Source organism: Polynucleobacter sp. QLW-P1DATA-2, assembly GCF_001870365.1.
Taxonomy (GTDB): Bacteria; Pseudomonadota; Gammaproteobacteria; order Burkholderiales; family Burkholderiaceae; genus Polynucleobacter.
This window is the reverse complement of sequence record NZ_LZMQ01000004.1, coordinates 38,732-48,524: the sequence shown is the minus strand read 5'-3', so window position 1 is coordinate 48,524 and position 9,793 is coordinate 38,732. Positions and strand designations below refer to the sequence as shown.

General features: G+C 44.7%; 7 protein-coding genes. 4 read left to right on the top strand and 3 right to left on the bottom strand.

Annotated features, from left to right (window positions below):
* The 4 genes from A9236_RS11105 to A9236_RS11020 form a co-directional block, all read left to right on the top strand.
* Window positions 1–3,861 (top strand): S-layer family protein (locus tag A9236_RS11105; protein ID WP_161485621.1); only part of this gene is annotated, 3,861 nt, incomplete at its 5' end.
* 161 nt (window positions 3,862–4,022) lie between these two features.
* Window positions 4,023–5,681 (top strand): hypothetical protein, encoded by a 1,659-nt coding sequence (locus A9236_RS09465; protein WP_143070627.1) that lies wholly within the window; start codon window positions 4,023–4,025, stop codon window positions 5,679–5,681.
* Window positions 5,682–5,766: 85 nt separating this feature from the next.
* Window positions 5,767–6,855: a S8 family serine peptidase gene (locus tag A9236_RS09460; RefSeq protein ID WP_161485634.1), complete on the top strand. Its 1,089-nt coding sequence runs from the start codon at window positions 5,767–5,769 to the stop codon at window positions 6,853–6,855.
* A gap of 61 nt (window positions 6,856–6,916) precedes the next feature.
* Window positions 6,917–7,444 (top strand): hypothetical protein, encoded by a 528-nt coding sequence (locus A9236_RS11020; protein ID WP_143070785.1) that lies wholly within the window; start codon window positions 6,917–6,919, stop codon window positions 7,442–7,444.
* A gap of 132 nt (window positions 7,445–7,576) precedes the next feature.
* Here A9236_RS11020 and A9236_RS09455 read toward each other — a convergent pair whose 3' ends face one another.
* The 3 genes from A9236_RS09455 to A9236_RS09445 all read right to left on the bottom strand — a co-directional run bounded on the left by A9236_RS09455 (window position 7,577) and on the right by A9236_RS09445 (window position 9,779).
* A complete protein-coding gene (locus tag A9236_RS09455; RefSeq protein ID WP_143070625.1) occupies window positions 7,577–8,038 on the bottom strand; it encodes a hypothetical protein in 462 nt (153 codons plus the stop codon).
* A 951-nt stretch (window positions 8,039–8,989) separates the two neighbouring features.
* The gene (locus tag A9236_RS09450) at window positions 8,990–9,205 is read right to left on the bottom strand and encodes a hypothetical protein (protein ID WP_071464414.1); all 216 of its coding nucleotides are present in this window, start codon (window positions 9,203–9,205) and stop codon (window positions 8,990–8,992) included.
* A 13-nt stretch (window positions 9,206–9,218) separates the two neighbouring features.
* Window positions 9,219–9,779, bottom strand: coding sequence for a hypothetical protein (locus A9236_RS09445; RefSeq protein WP_071464415.1), 561 nt, complete (start codon window positions 9,777–9,779; stop codon window positions 9,219–9,221).
* Window positions 9,780–9,793: the final 14 nt, after the last annotated feature.

The window sequence follows — 9,793 nt, the reverse complement described above, 5'->3', positions numbered from 1 at the left end:
TTAGAGCTCTCTCCAGCGGCGATCAACACAGCAGTGACCAACTCGAGTACCGGTACGATTGTGGCCGAGGGCGGGCAAGTGTTTATGCAAGCATCTGCGCTTAATGATGTGGCGGCAACGGCGGTGAGCTCAGTCACCAACTCGGGAGCGATTGATGTATCAGGAGCGCAGGCTGGTAATGTCGCAATGTTGACTGACCATGGCAACATTAAAGTCGATGGTTCGATTAGCGCCAATAGCACCAATTCAAACAACAAAGGCGGCAACATCATTATTGGTCGTGATACCGATACCGGTGTATTGTCAGCCACAACCGATGTCAGCGGCGCTACCTTACAAGCCAAAGGCGGTTTTATTGAAACCTCCGGTCAATATCTAAAGACTGATGGCGTTCAGATCACCGCAAAAGATTGGCTCTTAGATCCCAATAATGTGGAGATTAATACCAACTCTACTGCTAATACGGCGGGTGACTCAGTTGTTAAAGCGGGTGATATTAGTACGGCCTTAGGTAATGGCACAAGTGTGACAATTGCTACTGGAAGCGGCACTGGATCAACTTCAAGCGCAACCGGTGTAGCGATCGCAGGATCAGGTGGTACACAAGCTGATGGCAATATTTTGGTGAACTCAGCTATCACTAGCACTTATAACGGCTCATCAGCACCAACACTCACTCTTACTGCCAATAACGGCATTACGGTTGTTTCTGGTATTGGCATTGGCATTACCGGCGCTGGTACTGGGTTTAATGTTTTAATGACAGCCAAGGGCTTAGGAACCACTAGCCAGGGCATTATCTTAAATAGCGCAATCAATGCGGGTACTGGCACCGTTAGCTTAACGGGTGCAACAACGAATGCCACCTCCAACGGCATTGCGTTTAATAACAACTCTGGCATCACTGCAAGCACCTATACCGTTATTGGAAACATGAACGCTACCAGTGGTGGCACTGAGGGTGGCGCAAATGGTGCCGGTGTTATGTTTAGAGGCACTACCTCATTTACTTCCACGGGTGCTAGCTCTATTACGGGTAGCACGCAGTCTGGCACGGCTGATGGCGTAGAGTTTTATAACTCTACGAGCACCACATTTAATGCCGGAGCCGGCTCCTTAGTCGTGTCAAGCGGCTCGAATAATATAGGCATTCAGGGTATTCGGTTTGGTTATGCCGGTGGCGCCACGATGAATACCTCGGGTAATGTCACCATCGGATCTACTGGTAATAACTATGCCAAATTACAGATTCAAGGCACTATCAATGCTAGCTCAGGCACTCTGAGTTTAATGGGCCAGTCTAATACTGGCGATGGCGTTTATTTTCAAGATGGTGGCGGCGTAGCCCCTCAAGTGCTGGCGACCAATGCCGCAAACATTAGCGTGACCGGAGTTTCCACAAATGCAAACACTGGCAATGGTATTGAATTAAATTTGAACGGCGTATTATCCAAAATCACTACCAACACCGGTAGCATTACGATGAATGGTACTGCATCGGGCACCGGTAATGGTAGTGGTATTACTTTCCAGAATGCGGGGGCGACATCGAATGTCACCAGCACTGGTGGCGGCGCCATTTCATTAACCGGAACAGTCGGCACCGGCGGGGGAAATGGCGTTTCTCTTTATTCTGGTATTTCCACAACCGGTAGCATCACTGTCAATGGCACCGCATCCGGAACTGGATACGCCATCACTGCCACCAATCCGCTCAAGGGTACTAATATCACCTTAAGCGCTACCCCAACAGTGAACACGGGCACAGCGATCTACATTAATGGCTCATCCACTACTACTGCCCCTTTAATAACTGCCTCTGGTAATGTCTTAATCAAGACAACCCAAGGCCAAATTAGTATTTATGATGGGTCGACAACGGCCAGTACGCCCACTATCAAAGGCGCTAATGTCACCATTGATAATACGGGCAGCACCAATATCGATCCCATAACAGGCGCTATTACAACGCCTGGCAGTGGCTACGCACAAACTTCTAGGGGCCTTCTGTTTCAGGATGGCAACAGCAATAGTGGTGTTGGCGGCGGCATTAGCGCAACGGGCAATATTAATATTGCCGCGCAATCAAACTCCACTACAACATCGTCATTAGAGCTGGCAGGGCCCATTGCGGCAACGGGGGCTGTGAACTTTTATGGAGCCCAAACCGGCTTAGCTACCAATAACAATGGTATTTATTTGTATGCAAACGCTAATATTTCTGGATCAACGGTTGCGATGACTGGTGTGGCTGGAACGGCGGGCGGTGCTGGAATTTATATCAATAACAACGTAGGGATTACGGGTAATGCAACGACAGGCACCGCCGTTTCCTTAACTGGCACAGCGAATGCTGCGAATGTTCCGGGCATTCAAACTTATAGTGGATCAGTGATTAAGGGTTACTCGGATATCTCCTTGAAAGCCACTGCTGCTGGATCAGGCATCACATTATCGGGCACCATTATTGGCATCAATAGTGGAACTGGCGTAGCCAATGTTGCAGTGGAATCAAATGGCGGCACTATTGCGGCTAATGGCGCAATCAGCGCTAACAATATTTCACTGGATAACACTAACGGTACGATTGATGCAACAAGCGGTGTAATCACGCGAGGTTCTGCTGGCCTAACATCGGGAGCACTTGGTGTTGGTGCATCTAATTTAAATGCAGCAAGCAATATTAATATTGCCGGCAATGGCGGGAATGTTGCATATCAAGGCGTAAGTCTTAGCCACTCTACCAATGGCATTACCGCAGGCAATGCCATTAATGTATATGGCTCAACTGGCTACTCACATGGAGTAGATATTAATAATGCGGCAATCACAGCAGGTGGCCCAATAACGATTACTGGCAATCAAACCGCTAATCAGGATTTAGGCGTCATTATTTGGCAGGGCAGCACTATTACTGCTAATGGTGGTAGCTACGCTGCCGGAGCTGATGCAATTAAGATTGCTGGATCGGGCACAAGGGGCGTTGTCATTAATAACGCCTCAATTATCAATAACTCCACTGGAGGCAATACTTCGATCAGCGGGACTGGTGGTGGTAGTGCCAATACACAACTGGATAATGGCGCGGTCATTACCAATGCCAGCACAGCTGGAGCAGTGCTAGTTAGTGCCAGTGGTTACGATGCAAGTGGTGTTGGGGCTACGGTTGGTGCATCCAATACAACTACGTACGGCGCACTACCCACAATCACTCAAAATAGTAATGCGGGAGTGATCATCTCCTCCCAATATGGCAATGTTGCCCCACCAAAAATTATTAACAACGGCAATGGCGATGTTGTTATAGCTGCTGGCACGGGATTTACAGCAGGCAATGGGCTATCTGCCAACATTACTGCGCCAGCCGGCTCGACAAGCTCCGCTTTAAATCCGGTAATCAATAGCGGCACCGGTAAGGTTTATCTATATTCTGGATCAACAACTGCGACTGGAAATTTAAGCGTTCTAAACGCAGGTTTTAATAACTTGTATTTTGCGGGCTATGGTGTCGCCCCTAATGCCCAATTAAATACGGCTTACTCTGTTGGTCGAAGCGTGTCGGGATCAACCTCTAATATGCAGATCATGTTTAGAGAGGTAGCAACTACGCCATCACCACTACCCCTACCACCTAATGTCAATCCGGTAAGCCCCGTTGTTGTTCCGTCGAGCACTCAATCAGCTGGCCTCGGTGTTTCTTTTGGACCTGCTTCTATAGAGGAGTCTAATACTTGCGGCACTAAACGAGCTTGTAATTGCGACGCGACGGGTACTGCCGGAGTAGAGATTTGCTATTTAATTGACGTCGATAGTGTTAAGCCAAAACTCCAGTTATCTAAGTTAGTTGGTGGCAAATGGTAAGCATTAATTTTCCTTATACCCCAATCGTTGGGTCATCAGGAAGCAATAACTTTTGACTTGTGGAAAATATCGCCATGCTCTATTGAGCTGGGCTCAATGTACATCAATATAAATATTTTTCATGGTCCTGTATGACAAAAAATCAATCCATTAAATTTCATATGAATTCCAAAATTAACCAATCCATAGTACATTTGAGCTTAACGCTTCTTTGTCCGCTATTGGCCTTTGGCCAAAGCGCTCCGGTTGTAGAGCCTAACCCAGCGGCCGCCTTGAAAAACATTCAAGATAATTCGACTTTGCCGCCCTTAAAAGATCAAACCAGGGACCTGTCTGAAGTCCAAAGAGTTGATTCTAAGATTTATATCGATAAATTAACCGGAGTTAGTGTAAATAACGAGTTAATCAAAGAAGAGATCTTGCAGTATTGGGCGCCATCGATTGGAAAGTCTGTGACTGATCAAGATATTTCCAACTTTAAAGAATGGGCATGGCAAAAGTTTGGTCAGGCTGGTTACTTTGCATTCCTGTACACAGAGATCCTTAAAGAAGATGGGGGGCAAAGATTAGTCATCAAGATCTCTTTGCCAAAGGTTAAAGAAATCTTGATTTACTCAAAGGACAAGGCTCTGGCAGAAAAATATTCTGGGCAGATTATTGGGCGCATTGGGGATAGTGGCATGCCGGGGCATACGGTAGACACCTTATCTTTAGAGCAAAAATTAGACAATATCAGCTTTGATTTACCAATTTCATTGGACTTGAATATTCGTCCGGTTGATTCTGATCAGGTGATTCTGGTGATTAATGTCACTGACAAAGAAAATAACCCGGGCGCTTTACGTTATGGCGCGGTTCAGGTAAATAATTACGGTCTTACTCAATATGGGAGAACCCAGGCCTTAGGCATTGCAGCTTTTAATGGGTTCACGCCTGATTCAACAGCCACTGTAACTGCTCAAGGGGCTGAAGGATTGGCATACGGTCGAGTAGAGTATGAGGCGCCAGTTGAAGAGCTTGCAGGCCGCGCCCGCATATTTGGAGAGTCTGTCTATAGCAGAACGATTACTGGCGGTACTACTGCGACTCAGGGCCTTACCAGTAATTATGGTGTAGGACTAACCAATCTTTTGGGCTCTCAGAGGGATATGGTTTATAAGTCGTTTATTGATCTGTCCCAGAGGAATACTTCTAGCAAGCTGCAGGCCGGAGGGTTGCAGATAAGTAGCATAGTTGATGATCAGGCCCGATTAAAGTTTGCTGCAGATAATGATAGGCTTGCAAGGGATAATATTCAGCATTATGAGATGACGGTTGTTGATGGCACGGATAACAATAACGGTCGATATTCATTCCTCTTAATTGGGGCTAATTATCAGGGTAGATTAAATAGTACCGGTCTTGGCCTATATGCAAAAATGCGAGCCCAAGGAATTCCTTCGCGAAATCTAGATACCTATAATCGCATATCTCTGGGTGGCGTCAATGGATTGCGTGCCTATACTACCCTTGATGGTATCGGCGACATGGGTGCAATGGGGTCTCTTGAAATTCGTCAGCAATACTTCGTTGATCATTTTATAGGCGCCTTCTACGATGGCGGAATAGTAAAACAAAACCGCAATCCAGTTCCTGGGCAATTCAATACCCCGTATACCCTGCAGGATATGGGGCTCTCTTTCGGCGGCTATGTAAAGGGGATCAATTACAACGCCTCAGTTGCAAAGGCGATTGGCAGTTATGCTGCTTTTGTGCCCGGCGTCTATGAAACAAATCCAAATTCATGGCGCTTTAATTTTGCGCTAACCTACCCAATCTAAAAAAATGTAAAGACTCTTGGCTATCCTTCTTATGCACTATGACAGGTAAAATTAAGGCTGTTAGCTTAATTTGATTCAATACCTAGTGCAAAGATTTTTATTAGCCATATTGCTTTTTGCTGCTCCTTGCGTACATGCGCAAGTAAGCCTTCCTTGGTATTTTGATGACCCGAAAACAAATGCTCAGGAGGCAGCAGCAATAAATGCCGAACAATTAGTCCGCTTTAGAGGTGTTGGCGAGGTGGTTGTTGCGTTAATTGATAGCGGACTACGTAGCGATCATCCTAGTTTGCGTGGAAAGGTATTGCCCGGTGTCGACATGGTGTCGTCTGAGCGCAATCCCCGTGGGGATAGAGGCGATAATTTTGCCCCTGACAATGAAAAAGACTTATGTCCCATAACTAAGCGGGTTAATAACCCTGATGTTTTTAGCCATGGAACAGGTGTTGCCAGCGTCATTGCAGGCAATGGAGAGTTGGGGGTTTTCGGAGTCAATTCCCGAGTAAAAATTCTTCCAATCAAGATTATGGGGGCCTGTCCAGCCAATAGGCGTGATTTAATGGATGGCTTACGATGGGCTGCTGGCATACATATTGACGGGGTAAAAGACAACCTATACCCAGCAAAAATAATTAATATCAGCATGGCGGGCGGGGAGTCGCGTTGTGATCCATCCCTACAGGAATTGATTGATCAGCTGATTAAAAAAAATATCATTGTGATTAGCGCATCTGGCAACACCTTTGGGAAATCTGCTCTCGAGCCTTCTATTTGCGATGGAGTTATTGGTGTGGGGGCAGTAAACCCTGATAATTCAAACACATTCTATACGGCTGTAGATAGCCGTATATTGCTTTATGCTCCCGGAGGTGGCAGTCAATCATCAACATATTCCATGGCCCTTAAAAATAAGATCAAAGTTGCGGGCTATGATCCAAATACAGGGCGGCCAATTGCTAGAGAAAGCGGGCTGGGGACAAGCTATTCATCTGCTCTAGTTGCTGGAGTAATCGCTGAACTTGTTTTGCAAAACCTAAATTTGAGCGCAAAAAGTGCAATATCAATAATTAAGCGACTCAATACCATGGAAGATGGTAGCGGTCGCCGCAACTTAAATTACGAGCGTCTTCTGACTTTGCTACGAGGTGAAGCCAAGCTTCAGGAGGAATATTAAAGAATGTTAAATATTGATCTTTGGGGTTGAGGTACGAATTACTTAAGTCAATAATTCGTACATGCTCCAACCACGAAACCATCTGCCAAAATTTGTATATCACAATAAGGCGGGTCATTTACCCTACATTAATTTTCGATTGATGCGATGCGCTATCGCGATAACTTTTGTCCTGATGGGCGGCATTCATCATGCCAATGCAATTGAGTTGCTTTGCTCAAGCTCTGAAAATTTATCCGCACTAAATAAAGATGAATTTTCTGTAGCGTTGGTAAAAGATGCACATATTTCTTTAGGAGATTTGCCGCAGCTGTTTTCGGCGTCTTACGAAAATGATGGGAGCGAAACAATTCGCGTATGCCTATTTCCGCCAGAGAGCCCATCAACGAAATCATTATTATCCAGTCTGGGGGTTAGTCGAACTAGTTTTAAGTCTCTACTTGCCAACCGCGATTCGATGAAAGATAGCCGGGAAATAAAACTTGTGAGTTCAGAGTCTGAAATGTTCCAGTGCGTAGAGGGAGCATATCCATCTATTGGATACACTGCCCGGGCTATAAATTCGCGGAACGATTTAGGCTGCTACTAATTTAGTAGACGCGCCTGATATTTCAACCAGTTTCGTAAAGCGAGTTTTCAACTAATATAGGCTGAACCTGCGCCATCACTTTTCTCTATGAGACTGGCAAAACTTCGGTACATCTTAAGAATCTGACATGCATTAGTCGGCGGCAACCAATTCAATTTCTTTATTATTGACCTTCACAAGTAGATTTTTTTGAAATGTAGCACCCCCAATTACCATTGACTTAATAGCGTTTATTAGGCTATTGGGAACCGCGGCAAATTGTGTTCCTATGGGGATAACTTTTTTACTTTCCACTAATGAATCATATAGCTTGGAATCAATTTGGTATCCAATTCGTTCCCCAGGGAAGCGAAAGGTTACACGATCAATATTTGTTTGATGGTTAATTGATGCAACTACACTACCCTCATTTTGCTGAGTAAGATTGAACGCATTCTCAGTAAATCTTTCATCCCTTGCTGCTGAGTTTGTGTTGGTTGTGGAATAAAGCGGCATAGCTCGTAGAGCTTGTTGTTGTAATGCTGCAACTACTTGGGCTTGGCTGTTGTTGGTTGTGTTTGCGGTCGGAATATTAATACAAGGGGCTTGTGTCACAGATGTCCCACAGGCGAATGCTATTTCACAGTTGTACATTAACAAGCAGGTTATAACAATAATTTTTAGAGGTACAAAGTGCATATCGGTAAATTTATATTTGACGATACAAAGATAATTCACCCAAGGTGTTTTGAAAGTTAAATATTGTTAAGTTCAAAACCGTAGAGCGGTAATTTTTTTACCACCGCGCACTCTATACCCCCTGTTTTTAACTCTAACCCGCATCAAATTAAAGCAAATTACGCGACGTTTAAATGAAGCGTATCTAGGGCTAAAAGGGTTGGCGGAAAATATTGCATTAAGATTTGACACAATGAGACATGATCGATATCTTGAAAAATAAATCTCTTGTAGATGCGAGTTATAAAACTAAAAGTACCAGATAGTCTTTTTGCAGGCTACTTCTCATTACGATTTGATATTGGCTATATCAGACCACTGCAAAGGGACAGGCTCAACCGCCTTGGCAACAAATTTATTAATTAAACACCTCTGAAATCAAAAACGATGACGGCCAAAATGCATGCGATTGACACCCTTCCCCGAAAAGCTACAGTCTAATAATCCAGCCTTAGCGCCAATTAATCCATAAAAGAAAGGTATGGAACGATTTTGCGCCTGACTCTCTGCGAAGTGAATAACAACCGATGCTGATAGCGGTGGGTAGCCCTGTGGTTTCCTTGGCTATGGGGTGGCTTTTGTATTGCTCCAAAGGATTTAGCGATAGCTTTAACAATTTTTAACAAATAAAAATGTGTGGCGGGCTTAAAGTCTAAGCCTATGAATACTCTTTGGCTCTGCTTCATATCACTGGTTCTTTTGCTTATTCTGTCACTATCGGGAGCTTATTCTTGGCTTGAGTGCTCAGTCATAACTACTGCAACACTTACCTCTATTGGGTTTGCCATAAAAGACGCCCGTAAGCAAAAAATACGTAGCTAATTGAAATTAGATGTCTTTGTAAGACTTTGCTAAGGCAAGGCCATTTTCAAGCTGCTTGAGTCGAGTGCCAGGATATTCGCGAATAAAAGCCCGGTCACCAAAGTCACGAACGGAATCCGGAATAACAGACATCTTCACCACCCTGTTTTTGGCATTGACAATTTCTAAGGTGGTCCAGCCAGCGTCGCCAGTTACAAAGCCAATGGTGTAGCTGCTAGTCACTACCTCACTATTTTTAAACCCCCCCAAAACTTTTGTAATTAGATGAGACGATGCTTGTTGCCACGGGGTCAGGTTGGTCATCAATGTATAGGGCCGCGTAGTATTTGGCCGAGCTGATGTCGTAACCACTTTTATTAATCATTTTGGCTTTAATCTTTGGCTGGTCGCCAAAAAAGTCTTTAGCAATATAAAAGCTAGCGTCGCTTACGGTAATTAATCGCAATGTGGCGGCTTCTTTTTCCCAGGCATCAACATCTTGCTTGAGCGCTGGAATTTGCTCTTCACTAATCTTTATTTGTTTTTTTACCTCCGCCCTAATAATTTCTTTAGGACTTGCGCCCGCGTATTCCTTGTTAAGGCGAGCTAGATCAAAATCTTGTACCGCCCAATTAAATGCCTCTTGTTCGTGAGGGCTCATCTTTTCCCAAGCAACATCAAGTGATGCTTTATAGGTTTGAGCATCTTTATTGGTAACAAGAGAGTGGTTGCTGCCCTCTCCGCATGCGGATAGTAGCAGTGACAGGCTTGAGAAAATTAACCCCAGAGAAAATCTTTTAATGGCTTGGATATTCATAATTTAGCTTGTAA